This is a genomic window from Pseudomonas sp. C6002, assembly GCF_013385805.1.
GTDB lineage: Bacteria > Pseudomonadota > Gammaproteobacteria > Pseudomonadales > Pseudomonadaceae > Aquipseudomonas.
Genome location: NZ_JACAPH010000021.1, coordinates 275,332 through 294,631 on the forward strand (window position 1 = coordinate 275,332; position 19,300 = coordinate 294,631).

Consider the following 19,300-nt stretch of genomic DNA (forward strand, 5'->3'; position numbering starts at 1 on the left):
ATAGCCTGAACAGGTTCACAGGGTATCCCGACTAACGCGATACGCCAGACCGCCCCTGTGTTTTTCCCAACGTCGTGAAAGACACTTGCCTGAGACTCAGCATGAACGAAACACTCGAAGACATTCTGACCAAAGACCTGGCCGTGATTTTCTGCGGCATAAACCCGGGGCTGAAGGCCGCCACCACCGGACATCACTTCATGGGCAGGAGCAATCGGTTCTGGCGCACGCTGCACCTGGCCGGGTTTACGCCCCATGAAGTGCAGCCGGAGAACGACCGCACGATCCTGCAATACCAATGCGGACTGACCACGGTGGTGGAGCGGCCTACGGCCCGGGCGGACCAGTTGTCGGCGGATGAATTCAGGGCGGCGGCGGCTAGTTTTGAACGCAAGATCGCACGTTATGCGCCACGGTATGTGGCGTTTCTGGGAAAGGCCGCCTATAGCGCGTTGAGCGGGCAGAAGCAGATTGCCTGGGGGCTTCAACCGCATACCCTGGGGCATGCAGCTGTGTGGGTTCTGCCCAATCCCAGCGGGAGAAACCTGGGCTTTACCCAGGCCCAGCTGGTCCAGGCGTACCGTCATCTGAAGCTGGCATTGGCCGCCCCTGCCTATACCATCGGCTGGTGACTGGTCACACAATGAATCCCACCACCACCCGCCGCGATTGCATCGATATTGAGCTGCACCACCTCGCGCTCCGGGTAGAGCCTGGACAGTAGCTCAAAGGCTTTTGCGTCGGCCAACTTGTCGCCGAACTCGGGTGCAATCACAGCCCCATTGATGACGAAGTAGTTGATATAACCCGGTGCGAAATCCGGATTGTTCCGACTGAACCGGCTCTTGCGTGGATTAAGCGGTGGCGACACGGTGTGCACCTGCAGCGACCGGCCGTCAGCATCGGTGGCCTGCTTGAGGATGTCGAGGTGCGCCAGCGTGACCTTGTGATCATAGGATTCGGGGTCGGTGTCGAGGTTGGCAATCACCACGCCTGGCTTGACGAAGCGTGCATAAAAATCGACGTGGGCATCGGTGATGTCTTTGCCCTTGATGCCCGGCAGCCAGATGATTTTGCGCAGGCCCAGGCGTTCCTTCAGCTCGGTCTCGACATCCGCCTTGCTCCAGCCGGGATTGCGGTTGGCATTGATCCAGCTGCTTTCGGTCATGATCCCGGTGCCGTGGCCATCCACCTCGATGGCGCCGCCCTCGCCCACCAGTTCGCTGCGAATCGGCTGGGCCTCGGTGACTTCAGCCACCAGGGCGGCCAACAGCGCATCCTCGGCGTGCTGTTGTTTATTGCCCCAGCCGTTGAAGTTGAAATCCACCGCACCCAACCCGCCCTGGCCATCGACGACAAAATTGGCGCCGGTGTCGCGCATCCAGATGTCGTCCAGCTCCGTGACCACGAATGTGGTGTTGTGGGTGCCGCATTTTTCTTCGGCCAGCACCCGCTCCTCCTCGCGGCAGAACACGGTCACCGGCTCGTGACGGGCGATGGCGCGGGCGATCCGGCCCAGCGCTTCTTGCACATCCGGCGTGAAGTCTTCGTGAATGGCCTCCTGCGCGCCAAAGGCGATGAACGCTTGCTGATGTTTTTCACCTTCGTCCGGCATGATCCCGTTCCCCTTTTTGGCGGCCTGTACCCAGCCTGGACCCAACCCGAAAGACGCGGCTGCACCCAGGGTGGCGACCACCGATACCTGTTTGATGAATTCGCGACGTGTTGCCATAGGTGCCTCTGGAAGTTGAATCATTTGACCGAAGCGGTCTTGAACTTGGTCCAGACCCGCATGCGCGCACGCATGTCCGCCTGGGGAATGTCCTTACCCGGGATCAGGCGCTCGAACGTGGCCTCGCCCGGGTAGATCTGCGGATTGTTACGCATCGCCGGATCCACCTGCGGGCGTGCCCTGGCATGCGCGGTGGGGTAGCCGGTGAAGTTGCTGATGGCGGCCATGTTCTCCGGGCGCATCACGAAATTGATGAACGCGTAGGCATACTCCGGATGCCGCGCATCGACAGGGATCGCCATGGTGTCCATCCACACCGTGGTGCCCTCACGGGGGATGTGATAGTCGAACCTGACCTTTTTGCCGGCAGCATCCGCCGCCCGCTGCGCCTGGGTCATGTCGCCGCTGTAGCCGAGGGACAGGCACAGATTGCCGTTCACCAGGTCGGTCACCGGTTGCGACTGGAACTTGCGAATGTAAGGCCGCAGCTTGAGCAATAGCTCGCTGGCGGCGGCCAGGTCTGCCGGCTTGGCACTGCGTGGGTCACGCCCCAAATAGTTGAGTGCTACCGCCAGCACTTCGTCCGGCGAGTCGATCAGGGAAATCCCGCAGTCGGCGAACCTGGCGGCCAGCTCCGGCTTGAACAACAGGTCGAGGCTATTGACCGGCGCGTCCGGCAGGCGCTGCTTGATTTGCTCTGTGTTGTAGGTCAGGCCGATGGTGCCCCAGGTGTAGGGAACGGTGGCGGTGTTCGAGTAGGTGTAGTGCGTGCGCAGCTTCTGCAAACCGGGCTCGATATCATTCAGGGCGGTGAGCCTGGACTGATCCAGCGGTTGCAGGCTGCCCGCACGCATGAGCCGTTCGCCCACGGTGTCGCCAGGGAAGATCAGGTCATATCCGCTGCCGCCGGCCATCAGCTTGGCCTCCAGGGTTTCGCTGCCGTCCATCACATCGTAGATCACCTTGATCCCGGTTTCGGCGGTGAAACGCGACAACGTGTCCTCGGCGAAGTAATCGGCCCAGTTGTAGAGCTTCAGGGTCTTTTCTTCAGCGTGCAGCGACGGCGCCAGCGCCAGGCAGCAAAGCAACAGCGTGCAAGGCATCTTCATGTCAAAGCCCTCGGTAGGTGTGGTGACCATCCAGACTCAACAGCCCGCCATACATTTCCGGGCGACGGTCGCGGTAGATGCCCCAGGTCAGGCGGTCCTCACGCACCGCCGCCAGGTCCAGGCGGTGCACCAGCACACCGGTGCTGTCGCGATCCGCTTCGGCGAGCAGCTTGCCCTTGTGATTGCAGATGAAGGACGAGCCGTAGAAGTCCATCTGCAAGGTCGGGTCGGTGGTCGCCACCTCGCGGCCGACACGGTTCGAAGCGATCACCGGCACGAGGTTGGCAGCCGCATGCCCACGCATGGTCATCTGCCAATGATCCCGGGAATCCAGGGTCGTGCAACCCGGCTCCGAACCGATGGCCGTGGGAAACAGCAGCACTTCGGCGCCCATCAGCGCCAGGCAGCGTGCGGTTTCGGGAAACCACTGATCCCAGCAGATGCCCAGGCCGATGCGCCCAAATGCCGTGTCCCAGACCCGAAATCCGGTATCGCCGGGGCTGAAGTATTCCTTCTCCTGATAACCGATGGCGTTGGGGATATGGGTCTTGCGATACACCCCGAGTAACTGCCCATCTGCATCGGCCACGCTCAGGGAGTTGAAACAGGCATTGCCGGCCTTTTCGAACCAACTGAGAGGTAGCACCACGCCCAATTCCCGGGCCAGGGCGGCGAAGCGTTTGAGCACCGTGCTGTGCCGGTATTCCTGTGCCAGCGCCAGGTGTTTGTGATGCTGCTCGATGCAAAAATACGGGGTGGCAAACAGCTCCTGCAGCAGGATCACTTGGGCGCCTTTGCTGGCCGCATCACGCACCAATTGTTCGGCCAGATCCAGATTCCTGGGCAGGTCCCAGGTGCAGGGCATTTGCGTGACGGCAATCGTTAGCACTGACATGGCATCACCCCTTCACCGGCCAGGCGGGTTGCTGCTGGGTGATGCAATGCACCCCGCCGCCGCCGTGGGCCAGGTGATTGATTTGTACCGGCACCACCACGCGCCCGGGGAAAGCACGGGCCAGGACATCGGCGGCCACCTGGTCGGTGTCAATGCCGTAGGCGGGCATGATGATCGCGTGGTTGGCGATGTAGAAGTTGGTGTAGGAGGCGCAAAACACTTCGGCCTCGGTGTCCACCGCGTCGGTGGCTTCGTACAGGTCGATCATCTCGAACCGGCGCCCCCTGGCATCGGTGGCCAATGCCAGGGCGCGACGGTTTTCCCGTACCACTTCGGCGTACACCGAGTGCTTGTCGTGGGTGGCATCCACCAGCAATGCGCCCGGGCGGGCGAATGCACACACGCCATCGACATGGCCGTCGGTCATGTCACCGGTCACGTGGTCGGGGTCGCCTGGCAGCCAGATGGTTTTTTTCACCCCCAATAGCCGCGTAAAAACTTCCTCGATCTCGGCCTTGGTCACCCCAGGGTTACGGTTGGGGTTGAGCAACACCGATTCGGTGGTAATCAACGTGCCCTCGCCGTCTACATGAAACGCGCCGCCTTCGTTGCTCAACGGCGTGCCGAAGCATTCCATGCCCATATGATTGAGCACGCGGCGGGCCAGGCTTTCGTCCAGGTCATGGGCCGACTTGCCGCCCCATGCATTGAAGCGCCAGCTCACACCGGCGAGGCCCTGTTGCGGGTGGCACACAAAGCTTGGGCCGGAGTCGCGACACCAACTGTCGTCCACCGCCACTTCGATCAGTGCAATGTTCGGCCCGCACAATGCCCTGGCGCTGGCGACGGCCGAAGGATCGACGATCATTTTCACCGGTTCAAAACGCGCGATGGCATTGGCGACACGGGCAAAGTCCTCCTGCACCAGTGGCAACGTAACGCCCCAGCCAGACTCCCAAAGCGCCTGGTTATGCGGCCAGACCATCCACGTCGCCGCATGCCTGGCCCACTCCGCCGGCATCCACCAGCCACTGTCCTGAATTTCATTCTGCTGCATGACAAACACCCTTTAGTTAAGTCATTGTGTTCAATGAAAATTGCCTGCGAGGTCTTGGCATGCATGCTACGGCTGTAAAAACGGGCAAACAAACGATGGATTTTGTGGAAAACTGATTAGAGGAACTTATCAGCATGCTTAACCATTGGCCGCCCTTGGGCACCCTCCGCGGCTTCGAAGCCGCCGCCCGGCTGGGCAGTTTCCACAAGGCCGCCGAGGAACTGCACCTCACCCAATCGGCAATCAGCCAGCAAATTCGCAGCCTTGAGGCGTACCTGGAACAGCCGCTGTTTTTCCGCAGCGGGCGCAGCGTCAGCCTGACCGATGCCGGGCACGATTTCCTCAGCACGACGCAGGCGTTATTGCAGCAATTGGCCGTGGGGGTCCGTCGCCTGGGGCAGTACCGCAAACCCAATCAATTGGTACTCAACACCACGCCGACCTTCGCCCGCCACTGGCTGTTGCCGCGCCTGGAGGATTTCCGCCGCCAGCACCCGGAAGTGGACCTGTGGATATTCAGCACCGACGAAGTCCCGGACATGGCCAGCCAGACCATCGACCTCGCCGTGCGCGACGACATCAGTTCCCAGGCCGAATGCACCTTCAAGGTGCTGCATGCCGACCGCCTGTTCCCGGCGTGCCATCCGCGCGTATTGGCACTGCCCAAGGAGCAACGCACCACCCTCCACGGCGAGCGGGAGATGGATTGGAGCCATTGGGCGGTAGAGGCCGGGATTGATGTGGGGCAGAAGGATCAGGGGCTGAATTTCTCTGACCCAGGGCTGTTGCTGGATGCGGCGTGTACGGGGTTGGGGATTGCGCTGGTCAGCCGGTTATTGAGTCGCCAGGCGCTGGAGAGCGGGCTATTGCAGCCGCTGGTAGAGGCAACCATTCGCGGCCCAAACTGGGCCTTGCTGACCCACCGTGACAGCGAGAACAACCCGCTGGCACGGTGCTTCAGTGAATGGTTGATCGGCAATCTGGCAACTGCCGGCGCCGGTTAGTCGCGGCTGACGCTCAGCTTCTCCCACAAAAAGCTGTAGACCAGCGCACTCATATGCGCAGCCTGTGCATTGTCTGCCGCCCCGCCGTGCCCACCTTCGATATTTTCGTAGTACGTCACGTCCTTGCCGGCCTCGATCATCTTCGCCGCCAGCTTGCGGGCGTGGGCTGGATGCACCCGGTCATCGCGGGTCGAGGTCAGGAAAAACACCGGTGGGTAGGCCTTCGCCGGATCGAACAGGTGGTATGGAGAAAACGTCTGGATGTACGCCCACTCTTCAGGTACGTCCGGGTTGCCGTATTCCCCCATCCACGACGCCCCGGCCAACAGGAGGTGATAGCGCTGCATGTCGAGCAAGGGCACCTGGGAGACGATTGCACCGAACAGTTCCGGGTATTGAGTAAGCATATTGCCGACCAACAGACCACCGTTGCTGCCACCCTCCGCGCCCAGGTGTCGGGGCGAAGTAATCCCACGGTCGATCAGGTCACGGGCCACTGCGGCAAAATCTTCGTAGGCGCGCGGACGGTTCTGCTTGAGTGCGGCCTGGTGCCAGCGCGGGCCGTATTCACCGCCACCGCGAATGTTGGCAACCACGTACACCCCGCCCTTCGAAAGCCAGGCGCGGCCTGCCTTACCGGAGTAATACGGGGTCAGGGAGTATTCAAACCCGCCGTAGCCATAGAGCAAGGTCGGCGCCGTGCCGTTGCGCGGCAGGTCTTTGCCGAGCACCAGGAAATACGGCACACGAGTGCCGTCCCTGGAGACCGCAAAGTGCTGCTCGATCACGTGCTGGCTGGAATCGAAAAAGGCCGGCAGGGTTTTCAGTACCTCGGGCGGATGACCTATCTCGGCCAGCGACAAGGTGGTCGGCGTCAGGTAGTCAGTGGTCACCAGCCAGACGGCATCACTGTCGTCGCTGTCCACTGCGCTGGCACTCACCGTCCCCATGCTCGGCGCCCCGGTGAACGGGCTGTGCTGCCAGCCGTTCGCGCCGGGAGTGAGGACGCTGAGGCGGTTCTTGACGTGATCCAGTACGTTCAGCACCAGGTGATTCAGCGTCCAGAAAAACCCTGCCAGCGAGGTGCTGTCCGTAGGGGTGAACAGCACCTCGAAATCCCGCTGGCCTGCCATGAAGCGATCAAACCGGATCGCCAGCAACGAGCCGGCCACAAACACTTCATCAAGCGTCCAGTCCTCCCGCAGTTCCAGCAGCAGCCAGTCTTTGTACACCGACTTTTCCGCTGAGTTCGGCGCGTCGATTTTGCTTAACTGGTTGTCGCTGCCCCGCAGGTACAGCTCGTTGTTGTAGAACGCCAGCGTGCGGCTGACGAAGTCACGCTCGTAGCCGGGCGTGTCGTCGTGCATCGCCGCGATGTACATATCATCCAGCGCGCCTTCATAGACAAGACTGGCGGCACTCAACGGCGTACCGCGCTGCCACTGCTTGACGATGCGCGGGTAACCGGAACGGGTCATCGACCCTTCACCAAAATCGGTATAGACATAGACGTTGTCACGGTCGATCCAGCCCAGGCCGCCCTTGGACTCGGGCAACTGGAAGCCGTCTTCGACCCAGGTCTTGCTGGCCAGATCAAACTCGCGGGTGACATTCGCATCGGCGCCGCCACGGGACAGCGCCAGCAGGCAGCGCTGGTAGTCCGGGCGCAAGAAATCAGCACCGTGCCACACCCAGTTTTCGCCTTCGGCGGCGTTCAGTGCGTCAAGGTCCAGCAACGTTTCCCAGGCAGGTTGAGGCTTGCGGTACTCCGCCAGCGTGGTGCGACGCCACAGGCCCCGCGGCTGGGCGGCGTCCATCCAGAAGTTGTAGTAATAGGCGCCGACCTTATCGACGTAGGGGATGTTGCTGTCCGAGTCCAGTATCTCCAGCACCTCGGCCTTGATCTGCTTGAAGCTGTCGGAGCGGGCGAGCCGGTCTTCGGTCTTGAGGTTCTGGGCGCGTACCCAGTCCAGTGAACGCGTGCCGTCGACGTCTTCAAGCCATTGGTAGGGATCGTTGGACGTTTCGGGAAGTTTTGACATGTTCGAATCCTGTCGAAAAGCAGAAATGGATAGCGTGCCCGACTTTGAGCCTTTTTGAGTGATAAAAAAAGCAAGAAACCGGGTGTGTTACCCGATCTGATCGGCGATACATGGCGGAGGTACCGCAGGCTGCTACGGCAGGAGGACAGGCGATGGCTGACAAAAACGTGTGGATGCTGATGGGCGCAGATGCAAAACCCTACCCAAGCCTCGAGCCGGGAACGCTGGGCGGTCACCGAGGCGGCAAGCGCTATGGAAAGCTCGACTGTCGTGCGGCGCTGGGAGCCATTGCGCGTGGCGGCTACGTGAAAAATCGCGTGTTTTTTCTCGATGAAGCGACGGCTGTCGCCGCGGGATTTCGTCCTTGTGCGGTGTGCATGCCTGCCGAATATCGTCTGTTTCGAGGGCACGCCTGAATCGAGTGTCCGGGACAAATTCCAGGCAAAAAAAAGCCTGCATCGCTGCAGGCTTTTTTACTATCTGGCTCCACGACCTGGACTCGAACCAGGGACCCAATGATTAACAGTCATTTGCTCTACCAACTGAGCTATCGCGGAATGCGCCGTATGTTACTGATTGAAAAGGAGAAGTCAAGCATTCAGTGAGATTTTTGCTTCACCCCAGGTGCGCCGCGCTGGAAAATCACCACGCCACTTCCTGTCACGACGCTGTCATACGTCAACGCCAACATCCGCAGATACCCCGCCCCTACCCTCTTCTTGAAGGACGACACATGCACACTCGCTCAGGCCCGCCAGCGGTAAAAACCCTGCTTGCCCGTTTTATCGTTATCGGATGCAGCCTGACGGTGAGCGCGTGCGACAGTGTGACCAGGAACGCGCCTGTCGCGCCTGCTTCGTTCAAAACCCTGGACGGTGCACCGCCGCTGGTTATCGGCCATCGCGGCCTGCCAGGACTGTACCCGGAAGAAACCCGGGCCTCCTACGAGCATGCAGCCGACGCTGGTGCGGATTCGCTGGAGCTGGACCTGCACATGACCAAGGACTGTGTATTGGTGGCCCGGCACAATCCCTGGTTGAGCGACAACACCAACATCAGCGACGTCGCGAAGACCAATCCCGAAGTTGCACGCCGCAAGCGCACGGTGCCGGGTGTACTGGTTAACGTCAGGTATCCGGCCACTGCAGAAAATGGCCCGGCCCAGTACCTGAGTGATCTGACTGACCCCAACGATCCAAAATCCGTGTTGAAGTCCTTGATCGTGGATGGCGAAGACCATACCAACGACTGGTCAATCAGCGATTTCACCCTGGCCGAACTCAAGCAATGGATCGGCGGCACGACGTACGACGCCCGCGACGAGCGCCCGACCGAACTCAACGGCAAGCTGCCGATCCTGAGTTTCCAGGAAGTGATCGACATCGCGAAAGCCAAAAGCGCCGCCACGGGCCGCGTGATTACCACCTACCCGGAAAGCAAGAACCCGATCTGGAACAATGCCCAGGCCATCGCCAACGGCTGCGGCGCGCCGGGCAGTCATCCGTTCGAAGCGGCGTTTCTCAAGACCCTTGAAGACAACAACCTCAATCGCAAAGACGCGCCGGTGTTCGTGCAGAGCTTCGACCCGAACAGCCTGAAATACCTGCGCTCCATCGGCCTGCAAACCAGGGCGGTTCAACTGGTGGATGGGAACGGGGTGAACTTCAAGACCGGCGAGACCATTTTCATCACCGACAAACCCAACACCTTCGTCAGCGGCCGCCCCTACAGCTGGACCGTCGCCGGCGACCCACGCGCCTTTGGTGCGATGCTGACCCCGGCCGGGCTGGCCGAGGTCAAGACCTACGCCGACGGCATCGGGCCATGGAAGCCGCAAGCGATGTCGCTGACTGCCGCTTCAGCGCATAACCCCGGCTTGCCCGAGGTCGATACCTTCAAGCCCACCAGCCTGATCAGCGATGCGCACAAGGCCGGCCTGTTCGTGCATATTTTCACCTTCCGCAACGAAGCCAAATACCTGGCAGGTGCCTACAAGGGCAACCCGGCGGCGGAATACATGGCCTTTTTCCGCGCCGGTGTTGACGGTGTGTTTACGGATTTCACGCCGACTGCCGTTGCGGCCCGAACTGCCTACCTTAAAGAAGTCGCGCGCTAAAAAGTCGTGCGCAAAGATGGCGGCCTTATGGGCCGCCATCCTTCAGTCGAGTTGCTCAATCACCCCTCCTGCCTTGAGCTGCCCCAACTGCTCTGCCGACAACCCGAGGCGCTCGCCCAGTACCTCATCGGTATGCTGCCCCAACATCGGCGCCGGCCTTACATACTCTACCGGCGTGCCCGACATCTTGATCGGGCTGCCGACCATCTCGAACTGCGGATTCCTGGGATGCGGGATCTTCACCATCAACCCACGGGCAATCACCTGCGGCTCTTCCAGGGATTGCGCGATGTTGTTGATCGCCCCCACCGGTACTTTCGAGGCGTGAATACTCGCCACCCACTCGTCCGCCGTGCGCCCCAGGAAGTGCGCCGACAACAGTTCGACAATCTCCGCCCGATGCGCAACCCGATCGGCATTGCGCCGAAAGCGCGGGTCTTCCGGCAGGTGCGGCAAACCGATGCTGTGGCACAGCGCTACAAACTGGCTGTCGTTGCCGCAGGCAATAATGAAGTCGCGGTCGGCGGCGCGGAATACCTGGTACGGCACGATGTTGGCGTGGGCGTTGCCGAAACGCTGCGGCACCTTGCCCGAGGCCAGGTAGTTCATGCTCTGGTTGGCCAGGGTTGCCACTTGTACGTCCAGCAGCGCCATGTCGATGTGTTGGCCAACGCCGGTGCGTTCGCGGCTGAGCAGTGCGGCCTGGATCGCGACGGTGGAATACAGGCCGGTCATCAGGTCGGAGAACGCCACGCCGACTTTTTGCGGGCCGCCGCCGGGCAGGTCGTCGCGTTCGCCGGTGATGCTCATCAGGCCGCCGATGCCCTGGATAATGAAGTCGTAGCCGGGTTCTTCGGCGCGCGGGCCGGTCTGGCCGAAGCCGGTGATGGAGCAGTACACCAACCGTGGATTGATCTCGGCCAGGGTCGCGTAATCCAGGCCATAACGCGCCAGGGAACCGGCCTTGTAGTTTTCGATCAGTACGTCGGAGCTGGCCGCCAGGGCCCGCACCAGTTCCTGGCCTTCGCTGGTGGCCAGGTCAATGGCCACGGATAGTTTGCCGCGGTTGGTGGACTGGTAATAAGACGCCTGCCCGGACGACTCGCCGGTGTCGGTCTTCATCCACGGCGGGCCCCAGCCGCGGGTATCGTCGCCACTCTGTGGCCGTTCGATCTTGATCACTTCCGCGCCCAGGTCGGCCAACACCTGGCCACACCAGGGCCCGGCCAATACCCGGCTTAAGTCCAGCACCCGCAAACCTGTCAATGCACCCATTATTCTTGTCCTGTGATGAATCGAAATCAGCCGACTGCCGGCTCTTCATGACGCAGGGAAATCCCCAGCACGGCACGCCGCCGCAGCCAGGGGCTGGGGCGATAACGTGGGTCGTGGGTGAGTTCGCTCATGCGTTGCAAAATCGTGAGGATGCGCCGTGGCCCGAGGGCATCGCCCCAGGCGAGCGGGCCTTGTGGATAACCCAGGCCGAGTTGTACGGCCTGGTCAATGTCGTCGACGCTGGCGATGCGTTGCTGAGCAATGTCGCAGGCCAGGTTGACCACCATCGCCAGGGTGCGCTGGGCAACGAAGCCGACGCTGTCGCTGATCACTGTCACACCTACACCGTCATTGGCGAGCAACGCGTGGGCGGCATCGCGGGTGGCGGTGGACGTCAGCGGGTTTTGCATCAGGGTGCGGTGGCGCGACAGGTCGGTCAGCAGGTCGATGCACAGGGTGCGTGCCGGGTCAGTGTGGAAGCGCTCGCTGGCCGAGGTGGCGTCGAGACCGTAGGGCGCCAGCAGGCACAACGCTTCAGGCGAAGGCTGCGCCGCGCTTTCAAGGTGTGCGCCCAACTCGATCACCAGGGCGCTGAGGCGCTCGTAGTCTTCGGCGTTTTCGGTGGCGATCCATACCGGCGGGAATTGCTTGATGGAAGGCACCGGCTGCGGCTGCGGGCCGTCCACCACCTGGCCATTTTCATAGCGGTAGAAGCCCTGTCCGCTCTTGCGCCCGAAGCGTCCGCCCACCAGCATCTGGCGCGTCAGGGGCGATGGTTTGTAGCGCGGGTCCTGATAGAACTGGTTGTAGATCGACTCCATCACCGGGTGGGAAACGTCGAGCCCGGTGAGGTCCAGCAGTTCCAGCGGCCCCATGCGAAAGCCTGCGCCTTCACGCAGGATACGGTCGATGTCGCCGTGCTCGGCAATGCCTTCATCGAGCATCTTCAAGGCTTCGGTGCCGTACGCACGGCCGGCGTGGTTGACGATGAAACCCGGAGTGTCCTTGGCGCGCACGCCGCGATGGCCGGTACGGGCGACGAAGGCCAACAGGTCATCGCCGACCTTCGGTGCGGTGGCCAGGCCGTCGATTACTTCGACGACGCGCATCAACGGTACCGGGTTGAAAAAGTGCAGCCCGGCGACCCGCTCAGGGTGCCGGCAGCCGGTGGCGATGGCCGTGACCGACAGCGACGAGGTGTTGGTGGCGAGGATGCACGCCGCGCTGACCACACCTTCCAGCTGCTGCAACAGGCCGCGCTTGGCGTCGAGGTTTTCGACAATGGCTTCCACCACCAGGTCGCAGTCGTGCAGCGCCTCAATGGTGGCGGCGACTTGCAGGTTCGCAAGCGCAGCGTCCACCGCTGCCTGGGTGATCTTGCCCTTGGCGGCCAGCTTCGAGAGCGTGGCGCCGAGGTTATCCCGAGCGGTTTGCGCAGCACCGTCGCGGGCATCGAACAAGCGCACCAACACGCCCGCCTGAGCGGCAATCTGTGCAATCCCGGCACCCATCACGCCGGTGCCTACCAGGCCCATGATCTTGATTGAATCATCCATTGTCATTCCCCCAGGTAGTTCGCGGTGCGTTTTTCGAAGAACGCCGCGGCGCCCTCCTTCTGGTCTGCCGAATCGAACAGCAGTTGAAAGGCCTTGCGCTCCAACACCAGCGCGCTTTCCAGCGGCAGGTCGGCGCCGGCCAGCATCACTTCCTTGATCTGCTCCACCGCCAGTGGCGGCAAGGCGGCGATCTGCGCGGCCAGTTCCAGGGCGCGGGGGATGGTCTGGTCATCGGCCACCACTTCGCTGAGCATGCCCATGGCCAGGGCTTCCGGGGCCTTGACCATGCAGCCGGTCAACGCGATGCGCATGGCCTGGAACTTGCCCACGGCGCGTACCAGGCGCTGGGTGCCACCGGCGCCCGGCATCAGGCCCAACTTGACCTCGGGCTGGGCGAAGCGCGCCGATTCCCCGGCGACGATCAGGTCGCAATGCATGGCCAGCTCACAACCGCCGCCCAGGGCAAACCCGTTCACCGCGGCGATCACCGGCTTGGGGCAGCGGCTGATGGCTTCCCACAGGTATTCGGTGTGGCGGCGATACATCTCGATCGGGCTGGCGCTGGCGAATTCCTTGATGTCGGCACCGGCCACGAAGAACTGGTCGCCGCCGGTGAGCACGATGGCGCGCACATCACGGCGCTTGGCCAGGGCACGAAAGTGCTCGGCCAGCTCTTCGCGAACCTGGGCGTTCAAGGCGTTTTTCACTTCGGGACGGTGGATGCGTACCACGGCGACGCCATTGTCCTGGACGTCGAGGTGCACTACGGGTTGGTCGAGGCTGGCCACAAATTCTCCTGCTGCAATGTTCTTGTTAGTTCGGATATCGCCAGTTTCGCTATGCGAAACAAAATTCCGTATTTAGCGATAATCATAAGGACCGAGTCGCCTTGATGTAAACGTAAAAACCTGACCCTTCGATAAATCGGGCTATAACTCGTTGTTTAGACGAGTTTTATTAAACAAAAAGACAACGCCACGCAAAGTTGATTAGTTTCGCTGTGCGGAATACAATTTTGTTTTGTTGATTTTCTAAAAAAAAGGGGGACTAACATGCGCCGTCGAAACCTGGACCCGAACACACCCGAAACACCTGCCGGCAACCACGCCTTCGAGCACTTGCTGATCGATCCGATGAATGCCGACGAGGAAGAAGACAAAGACCGCCAGTTCGTCACCGCCCTGGCCCGTGGCCTGGAATTGCTGCGCTGCTTCACCCCCAGCGAAAGCGTGCTGGGTAACCAGGAGCTGGCACGCAAGACCGGGCTGCCAAAGCCGACGATTACGCGGATGACCCACACGCTGACCCGCTTGGGCTATCTCAAGCACCTGCCGCAGTCAGGCCGGTATCAGCTGGATGTGGGCGTGATGGCATTCGGTTACGCGATGCTGTCGAACCTGTCGGTGCGGGCCGTGGCCCATCCGCTGATGGAGACGATGGCCAAGTACGCCCAGGCCGCGGTGGCGATGGCCACGCGGGACCGCCTGGACATGGTTTACCTGGACGTGGTCCAGGGTGAAGCCAACATGACCATGCGCCGCCAGGTCGGCACACGGTTGCCGTTGCACTTGAGTTCCGCAGGCCGCGCCTGCCTGGCAGCGATGCCGGAAAACGAGCGGGAATTTATCCTCGACCATATCCGCCAGCGTCATCTGGAGGACTGGCCGGGCATCAGGAAGGGTCTGGAACGTGCCTTCCGGGATTACACCGACTTCGGCTACTGCATGTCGATCGGTGAGTGGCACCGCGATGTAAACGCCATCGCCGTACCGCTGCTGCATGCACAACATGGGCTGCTGACGTTCAACTGTGGCGGGCCGAGTTTTCACCTTTCCCGGGAGAAACTCGAGGACGACATCGGGCCCCGTCTCAAGCACATGGTGAACAACATCGAGGCCGCCGCCCGCTAGACAGATCGGTGCAAGGCCTCGGCAGATTGACGACAACAGGCCCGCCGAACGGGCCGCTGAGGAATGCACATGATCCGAGACCCCGAAACGCTTCATCTGTTGCTGGAAACCCTGCAGCAGTTCGTCAACGAGGCGCTGATCCCCCGGGAAAACGAACTGGCCGAGACCGATGACGTCCCGGCGGATATCGTCAGCCAGTTCCGCGAGCTGGGCCTGTTTGGCCTGACCCTGCCCGAAGCCTACGGCGGCCTCGGGCTGACCATGGAAGAAGAGGTCAACGTGGCCTTTGAACTGGGCCGCACTTCGCCGGCATTTCGCTCCTACTTCGGCACCAACAACGGCATCGGCTCCATCGGCATCCTGCTGGACGGCACCGAGGCGCAGAAGCAGCACTACCTGCCAAAACTCGCCAGCGGTGAACTGCTCAGTTCGTTCTGCCTGACCGAGCCGGACTCCGGCTCCGACGCCGCCTCGCTGAAAACCACGGCGGTGCGCGACGGTGACCACTATGTCATCAACGGCACCAAGCGCTTTATCACCAACGCCCCCCACGCCGGGATCTACACGGTGATGGCCCGTACCAACCCGGACATCAAGGGCGCGGGCGGCATCAGTGCATTCATTGTCGAGCGCAACACCCCCGGCCTGTCCCTGGGCAAGCGCGACCACAAGATGGGCCAGAAAGGCGCCCACACGTGCGACGTGATTTTCGACAACGTGCGCGTACCGGCCGACCAACTGATCGGCGGCGTCGAAGGCGTGGGGTTCAAGACGGCGATGAAGGTGCTCGACAAGGGCCGCCTGCACATTGCCGCCGTCAGCGTCGGGGCCGCCGAGCGCATGCTCAACGATGCCCTGAACTACGCCCTGGAGCGCAAGCAGTTCGGCCAGCCGATCGCCGAGTTCCAGCTGATCCAGGCGATGCTCGCCGACAGCAAGGCCGAGATCTACGCCGCCCGCTGCATGGTGGTGGACGCTGCGCGCAAGCGTGACGAAGGCCTGAACATCGGCACCGAAGCGTCCTGCTCGAAAATGTTCGCCACGGAAATGTGCGGTCGGGTGGCCGACCGTTGTGTCCAGATTCACGGCGGTGCCGGGTATGTGAGCGAGTACGCCATCGAGCGGTTCTATCGCGATGTGCGCTTGTTCCGCCTGTATGAAGGCACTACGCAGATCCAGCAATTGGTGATCGCCCGCAACATGATTCGCGAGGCCAAGCACTGAACCCGGGAACAACACTGGACCAATGTGGGAGCGGGCTTGCTCGCGAATGCGGTACATCAGCCACCGGATGCATTAACTGACACACCGTTTTCGCGAGCAAGCCCGCTCCCACATTTTGACCGTGTTCCAACCGCATTACCGCAACACCCATAACTTGTGCCCTAACAACTACAACAAGGTATCGCTATGGAAGTCGCCGCTTCGGCGGGTGCGTTGTCGCCCGCGCAAAACAAACTGTGGATCATCGTATTCATCTTCTGCTTCCTCGGCCTGCTGATCGACGGTGCCGACTTGATGCTGCTGTCCTACAGCCTCAGCAGCCTCAAGGCCGAGTTCGGCCTGACCAGCGTCGAAGCCGGCAGCCTGGGCAGCTTCACCCTGGCCGGGATGGCCATCGGCGGGATTTACGGCGGTTGGGCCTGTGACCGTTTTGGCCGGGTGAAAACCGTGGTCTGGAGCATCGTGCTGTTCTCCGCCGGCACGGCGATCCTGGGCATGACCCACAGCTATTGGCAGTTCGCGAGCACCCGTTTCTTCGCGTCCCTGGGCCTCGGCGCGCTGTATGTCGCGTGCAACACCCTGATGGCCGAATACGTGCCGACCCGCTATCGCACCACCGTGCTCGGCACCTTGCAGGCCGGTTGGTCGGTGGGCTATATCGTCGCCACCCTGCTCGCCGGCTGGATCCTGCCGAACCACGGCTGGCGCTGGTTGTTCTACGTGGCGATCATCCCGGTGATCCTCGCCGTACTGATGCAACGCCTGGTGCCGGAGCCGCAAGCCTGGATCAAGGCCCAGGCCGAACGTGCCCGGGAAAAGGCCGAAGGCATCAAGCGCGTGTCGGCGAAGAAACCCGACGGCATGTTCAAGCTGATCTTCAGCGACCCGAAAGCCAGCCGCATGTTTATCCTCTGGGCACTGACCGCAGGCTTCCTGCAGTTCGGCTACTACGGCGTGAACAACTGGATGCCGTCGTACCTGGAAGGCGAGCTGGGGATGAACTTCAAGTCAATGACCAGCTACATGGTCGGCACCTACGCGGCGATGATTTTCGGCAAGATCCTCGCCGGGCTCGCGGCAGACCGCCTGGGCCGGCGCCTGGTGTTCGCCGTCGGCGCGTTGGGCACGGCGATTTTCCTGCCGGTGATCGTGCTGTTCCAGAGCCCGGACAACATCCTGTGGATGCTGATTGTGTTCGGCTTCCTGTACGGCATCCCCTACGGCGTGAATGCGACCTACATGACCGAAAGCTTCGAAGCGAAATTTCGCGGCTCGGCAGTGGGCGGCGCCTACAACATTGGCCGAATCGGCGCGGCGGTGGCACCGGCAGCCATTGGTTTCCTGGCGTCCCATGGCTCGATTGGCGTGGGATTCCTGGTCATGGGCGGCGCGTACTTTATCTGCGGCGTGATCCCAGCGCTGTTTATCCGCGACAAGCAGTTCGACCCGCAAAAACAATAAGCCCAACCCGGGGCCCGCGGCGACGCGGCCCCGGCTATAAGACGTGCGGCAGTTATACCCTTAGGCAAACCGGGCTAGACTGTACGTCAGTCCTACGGAACTGAAGGAACAGTACGACGCTCTCACCCAGCCTGTAAGACAGTTTTGTGCTTAGAGGCTCATTCGCTTATGAAAACACCGACCCAGACCAACGCAATTGACTTCGACAGCGCCAAATTGCAACGCCTGGGCTTTGGTCAGCCTTCCCTTCTTACACGACGCCCCGCGACGGTTGAGCAACTTCGCCAGCAACTGGGCATGCAATTGCAAACCAGCCTGGAGCCGGAGCATATCCTTGCGTTGTTCTTCCGCGAGATCCAACGCCTGGTGCCGCTGGACGCCCTGCAATACCGCCACGAAGCCAGCGACCTGCGCCTGGAGTACGGTCACCGCGGCCATCATTCGGTGAGCTATGCCCTCAGCCATGAAGGCGAGCACCTTGGCGAACTGGTGTTTCGGCGCAACCAACGCTTTCTCGAAGACGAACTGGCCAACCTGGAATCGCTGCTGGCCACCTTGCTCTACCCGATGCGCAATGCGCTGCTCTACCGTGCGGCGACTCGCAGTGCCCTGCGCGACCCACTGACCGAAACCGGTAACCGCATCGCCATGGACCAGACCCTGCAACGGGAAATCGACATGGCTCGCCGGCACCTGCAACCCCTGTCCTTGCTGATGCTGGACATCGACCACTTCAAGCACATCAACGACAGCCACGGCCATGCCACGGGCGACAAGGTGCTCAAGGCGGTCGCCGCCTCGATCAAGAGCCAGCTGCGCAATGTGGACATGGTGTTCCGGTTTGGCGGGGAAGAGTTTCTGATCCTGCTGTCCAACACCGGCCGGGACGCGGCATCGATGGTCGGCGAGCGCCTGCGCCAGGCGGCACAGGCCCAGGATTATTGGGCGGATGATGAGCGGATCGAATTGACGGTGAGCCTGGGCTGCTCGACCTTGCTGGCGGGAGAGTCCGCCGAGAGCCTGTTGCGCCGGGCGGACAGCGCCTTGTATGTGGCCAAGCGTGAAGGCCGCAATCGGCTGGCAATGGCGGGGTAATTTACCCCGCCATCACCCCGTTTACGCCTCGCTGGCAACCAGGGCCGGTTGTTTGCGGGGGGCGGCCACCGACTTTTCCAGCTGCATGCAACGTTCCAGGAACAGGTACATGTAGTCGTAGCTCTTGCAGACCGCCTGGCGCAGCTCTACCTGCAGTTCCTTGGTCGGGTTCATGCCGGCCAGGGTGCAGATGATTTCCAGGGCTTCCCAGGGATGTGCGTCATCGTACTGGGCATGCATCTTCAGCCACTTCATCGCGCGCTTGCGGTCTTCCTCAGGGAAAGCCGCGGCATAGACGCCGGTGGAACACACCACGGCGGACCACTCCCCAGTGGCCCCCTCGATGGCGTAGTTGGTGGCGGCAATCGCGACAATCAGCGAATCGGCCGAGCTGGTGTGCCAGCACCAGTGGCTCAGTGCATGCAGCTCCGGCGGCACTTCCTGTGCCTGCAATTCTTCCAGGCTGACACCATGGGCGCGGGCCCAATGCACCCAATAATCGGCGTGGTTGAGTTCCACGCGAATATTGCGCATCAGCCAGCGGCGCGCCATGTCCTCCCCAGGATGGCGGGCAAATTTGGTCTTGGTGAGGTTCTGTGCCATGTACAACGCAAACTGTTCAACCACCGGCCAGCCACCAATCAGGTAGTGGCGCATGGTCTTGGCGCTGAGCTTGTTATCGCGCATGCGCTGGTACAGTTCGTGTTCGACAACGCGACGCTTGCTCTCGCTACAGTCCTGGATCAGCTGTTGCGCCCAGGCGGGGTAACTTGAGGCTTCCATAAGCGGGCCGGTTCTGTTGAATGTGTCGATCACTGTCGGGC

17 protein-coding genes and 1 tRNA gene are annotated in these 19,300 nt (G+C 61.6%); 8 read left to right on the forward strand and 10 right to left on the reverse strand.

What is annotated here, in order from left to right:
• Positions 1 to 101 precede the first annotated feature (101 nt).
• Positions 102 to 632 (forward strand): G/U mismatch-specific DNA glycosylase, encoded by a 531-nt coding sequence (gene mug, locus HX817_RS15215; protein ID WP_177040515.1) that lies wholly within the window; start codon positions 102 to 104, stop codon positions 630 to 632.
• On the opposite strand, the gene HX817_RS15220 is transcribed toward mug, so the two are convergent.
• The 4 genes from HX817_RS15220 to HX817_RS15235 are packed head-to-tail and all read right to left on the reverse strand — an operon-like array spanning position 614 to position 4,793.
• Positions 614 to 1,732: an agmatine/peptidylarginine deiminase gene (locus HX817_RS15220; RefSeq protein WP_177040516.1), complete on the reverse strand. Its 1,119-nt coding sequence runs from the start codon at positions 1,730 to 1,732 to the stop codon at positions 614 to 616. The two genes, mug and HX817_RS15220, sit on opposite strands and share 19 nt — an antisense overlap.
• Before the next feature lie 20 nt (positions 1,733 to 1,752).
• The gene (locus tag HX817_RS15225; protein ID WP_177040517.1) at positions 1,753 to 2,841 is read right to left on the reverse strand and encodes an extracellular solute-binding protein; all 1,089 of its coding nucleotides are present in this window, start codon (positions 2,839 to 2,841) and stop codon (positions 1,753 to 1,755) included.
• A 1-nt stretch (position 2,842) separates the two neighbouring features.
• Entirely contained in the window at positions 2,843 to 3,736 is an 894-nt protein-coding gene (gene aguB, locus HX817_RS15230; RefSeq protein ID WP_177040518.1) for an N-carbamoylputrescine amidase, read from the reverse strand.
• 4 nt (positions 3,737 to 3,740) lie between these two features.
• Positions 3,741 to 4,793 (reverse strand): agmatine/peptidylarginine deiminase, encoded by a 1,053-nt coding sequence (locus HX817_RS15235; protein ID WP_177040519.1) that lies wholly within the window; start codon positions 4,791 to 4,793, stop codon positions 3,741 to 3,743.
• 134 nt (positions 4,794 to 4,927) lie between these two features.
• Here HX817_RS15235 and HX817_RS15240 point away from each other — a divergent pair, with 134 nt between their 5' ends.
• On the forward strand, positions 4,928 to 5,797 hold the full coding sequence (locus tag HX817_RS15240) for a LysR substrate-binding domain-containing protein (RefSeq protein WP_177040520.1): 870 nt from the start codon (positions 4,928 to 4,930) through the stop codon (positions 5,795 to 5,797).
• Here the strand turns inward: HX817_RS15240 and HX817_RS15245 are convergent.
• The gene (locus HX817_RS15245; RefSeq protein WP_177040521.1) at positions 5,794 to 7,839 is read right to left on the reverse strand and encodes a prolyl oligopeptidase family protein; all 2,046 of its coding nucleotides are present in this window, start codon (positions 7,837 to 7,839) and stop codon (positions 5,794 to 5,796) included. The genes HX817_RS15240 and HX817_RS15245 overlap by 4 nt on opposite strands.
• Before the next feature lie 152 nt (positions 7,840 to 7,991).
• Here HX817_RS15245 and HX817_RS15250 point away from each other — a divergent pair, with 152 nt between their 5' ends.
• Complete coding sequence (locus HX817_RS15250) at positions 7,992 to 8,255, forward strand: Ada metal-binding domain-containing protein (RefSeq protein WP_134326030.1); 264 nt, start codon at positions 7,992 to 7,994, stop codon at positions 8,253 to 8,255.
• Positions 8,256 to 8,320: 65 nt separating this feature from the next.
• Here the strand turns inward: HX817_RS15250 and HX817_RS15255 are convergent.
• Positions 8,321 to 8,396, reverse strand: a tRNA-Asn gene (locus tag HX817_RS15255).
• A gap of 176 nt (positions 8,397 to 8,572) precedes the next feature.
• On the opposite strand from HX817_RS15255, the gene HX817_RS15260 reads away from it, so the two are divergent.
• Entirely contained in the window at positions 8,573 to 9,955 is a 1,383-nt protein-coding gene (locus tag HX817_RS15260) for a glycerophosphodiester phosphodiesterase family protein (protein ID WP_177040522.1), read from the forward strand.
• 42 nt (positions 9,956 to 9,997) lie between these two features.
• On the opposite strand, the gene HX817_RS15265 is transcribed toward HX817_RS15260, so the two are convergent.
• From HX817_RS15265 to HX817_RS15275, 3 genes are read right to left on the reverse strand one after another with little or no spacing between them, the layout of a single operon-like run.
• Positions 9,998 to 11,230 (reverse strand): CaiB/BaiF CoA-transferase family protein, encoded by a 1,233-nt coding sequence (locus tag HX817_RS15265; RefSeq protein WP_003216714.1) that lies wholly within the window; start codon positions 11,228 to 11,230, stop codon positions 9,998 to 10,000.
• 26 nt (positions 11,231 to 11,256) lie between these two features.
• Entirely contained in the window at positions 11,257 to 12,786 is a 1,530-nt protein-coding gene (locus HX817_RS15270) for a 3-hydroxyacyl-CoA dehydrogenase (RefSeq protein ID WP_177040523.1), read from the reverse strand.
• A 2-nt stretch (positions 12,787 to 12,788) separates the two neighbouring features.
• Positions 12,789 to 13,574, reverse strand: a complete 786-nt coding sequence (locus tag HX817_RS15275; RefSeq protein ID WP_010175990.1) for an enoyl-CoA hydratase — start codon at positions 13,572 to 13,574, stop codon at positions 12,789 to 12,791.
• Between the two features lie 264 nt (positions 13,575 to 13,838).
• Here HX817_RS15275 and HX817_RS15280 point away from each other — a divergent pair, with 264 nt between their 5' ends.
• From HX817_RS15280 to HX817_RS15295, 4 genes are all read left to right on the forward strand, one after another.
• Positions 13,839 to 14,696: an IclR family transcriptional regulator gene (locus HX817_RS15280; RefSeq protein WP_008433245.1), complete on the forward strand. Its 858-nt coding sequence runs from the start codon at positions 13,839 to 13,841 to the stop codon at positions 14,694 to 14,696.
• Positions 14,697 to 14,765: 69 nt separating this feature from the next.
• Positions 14,766 to 15,920 (forward strand): acyl-CoA dehydrogenase family protein, encoded by a 1,155-nt coding sequence (locus HX817_RS15285; RefSeq protein WP_003216725.1) that lies wholly within the window; start codon positions 14,766 to 14,768, stop codon positions 15,918 to 15,920.
• A gap of 186 nt (positions 15,921 to 16,106) precedes the next feature.
• Positions 16,107 to 17,381, forward strand: coding sequence for an MFS transporter (locus HX817_RS15290; protein WP_003216727.1), 1,275 nt, complete (start codon positions 16,107 to 16,109; stop codon positions 17,379 to 17,381).
• Between the two features lie 168 nt (positions 17,382 to 17,549).
• Positions 17,550 to 18,476: a GGDEF domain-containing protein gene (locus tag HX817_RS15295; protein ID WP_003216729.1), complete on the forward strand. Its 927-nt coding sequence runs from the start codon at positions 17,550 to 17,552 to the stop codon at positions 18,474 to 18,476.
• Between the two features lie 21 nt (positions 18,477 to 18,497).
• Here the strand turns inward: HX817_RS15295 and HX817_RS15300 are convergent, their stop codons facing one another.
• Positions 18,498 to 19,259 carry a TenA family transcriptional regulator gene (locus HX817_RS15300; RefSeq protein WP_218166164.1) on the reverse strand — a complete coding sequence of 254 codons (762 nt, stop codon included), beginning with the start codon at positions 19,257 to 19,259 and terminating at the stop codon, positions 18,498 to 18,500.
• Between the last annotated feature and the right edge of the window lie 41 nt (positions 19,260 to 19,300).

Coding starts and splice junctions, on each gene's coding strand:
- mug (WP_177040515.1), top strand. CDS start 102: ATGAACGAAACACTCGAAGACATTCTGACCAAAGACCTGGCCGTGATT.
- HX817_RS15220 (WP_177040516.1), bottom strand. CDS start 1,732: ATGGCAACACGTCGCGAATTCATCAAACAGGTATCGGTGGTCGCCACC.
- HX817_RS15225 (WP_177040517.1), bottom strand. CDS start 2,841: ATGAAGATGCCTTGCACGCTGTTGCTTTGCTGCCTGGCGCTGGCGCCG.
- aguB (WP_177040518.1), bottom strand. CDS start 3,736: ATGTCAGTGCTAACGATTGCCGTCACGCAAATGCCCTGCACCTGGGAC.
- HX817_RS15235 (WP_177040519.1), bottom strand. CDS start 4,793: ATGCAGCAGAATGAAATTCAGGACAGTGGCTGGTGGATGCCGGCGGAG.
- HX817_RS15240 (WP_177040520.1), top strand. CDS start 4,928: ATGCTTAACCATTGGCCGCCCTTGGGCACCCTCCGCGGCTTCGAAGCC.
- HX817_RS15245 (WP_177040521.1), bottom strand. CDS start 7,839: ATGTCAAAACTTCCCGAAACGTCCAACGATCCCTACCAATGGCTTGAA.
- HX817_RS15250 (WP_134326030.1), top strand. CDS start 7,992: ATGGCTGACAAAAACGTGTGGATGCTGATGGGCGCAGATGCAAAACCC.
- HX817_RS15260 (WP_177040522.1), top strand. CDS start 8,573: ATGCACACTCGCTCAGGCCCGCCAGCGGTAAAAACCCTGCTTGCCCGT.
- HX817_RS15265 (WP_003216714.1), bottom strand. CDS start 11,230: ATGGGTGCATTGACAGGTTTGCGGGTGCTGGACTTAAGCCGGGTATTG.
- HX817_RS15270 (WP_177040523.1), bottom strand. CDS start 12,786: ATGGATGATTCAATCAAGATCATGGGCCTGGTAGGCACCGGCGTGATG.
- HX817_RS15280 (WP_008433245.1), top strand. CDS start 13,839: ATGCGCCGTCGAAACCTGGACCCGAACACACCCGAAACACCTGCCGGC.
- HX817_RS15285 (WP_003216725.1), top strand. CDS start 14,766: ATGATCCGAGACCCCGAAACGCTTCATCTGTTGCTGGAAACCCTGCAG.
- HX817_RS15290 (WP_003216727.1), top strand. CDS start 16,107: ATGGAAGTCGCCGCTTCGGCGGGTGCGTTGTCGCCCGCGCAAAACAAA.
- HX817_RS15295 (WP_003216729.1), top strand. CDS start 17,550: ATGAAAACACCGACCCAGACCAACGCAATTGACTTCGACAGCGCCAAA.
- HX817_RS15300 (WP_218166164.1), bottom strand. CDS start 19,259: ATGGAAGCCTCAAGTTACCCCGCCTGGGCGCAACAGCTGATCCAGGAC.